At 72.5% G+C, this 498-nt stretch carries 1 pseudogene; it reads left to right on the top strand.

The features are described 5' to 3' along the window. Positions 1-41 precede the first annotated feature (41 nt). A pseudogene (locus tag PUR56_RS13330) lies at positions 42-498 on the top strand (hypothetical protein); the annotation flags it as partial.

The raw sequence follows: 498 nt of genomic DNA, 5'->3' as shown, positions 1-498 counted from the left end.
TGGTGCGTGGGTTGTCCTTCGCCGAGCCTTCGGTCCCGGCGGTGTCGTCGGTGACCGGCCGCCCGGTCGGTGTCGGGCAGTGGTCGGACCCGGAGTACTGGGTCGACCAGGTCCGCAAGCCGGTCCGCTTCGCCGACGCCCGCGCGGCCCTCGACGGCGTCACCCGGTTCGTCGAACTCGGCCCGGAAGGAGTGCTGTCCGCTCTCGTCCAGCAGCCCGACGCCGTCACGGCGCCGCTGCTGCGCCGCGCCCGTGCCGAAGTCACCACCGTGCTCCCGGCGCTCGCGACCCTGCCCGTCAACGGCGTCCCGGTCGACGGGTCGCCGCTGTTCACGGGCGTCCGACCGTCCGAGCTGCAGACCTACGCCTTCCAGCACCAGCGGTACTGGCTGCAAGCAGCAGCGCCCGGCCGTTCGGCGGAACCTGCGGAGGCGGGCTTCTGGAACGTCGTCGAGAGGGGCGATCTCCCGGCGTTCGCAGCGGAGTTGGGTGTCGATA

Origin of the sequence: Streptomyces sp. BE303 (genome assembly GCF_036290945.1) — a bacterium.
Taxonomy (GTDB): Bacteria; Actinomycetota; Actinomycetes; order Streptomycetales; family Streptomycetaceae; genus Kitasatospora.
This window is presented reverse-complemented; position numbering and strand designations above follow the sequence as displayed.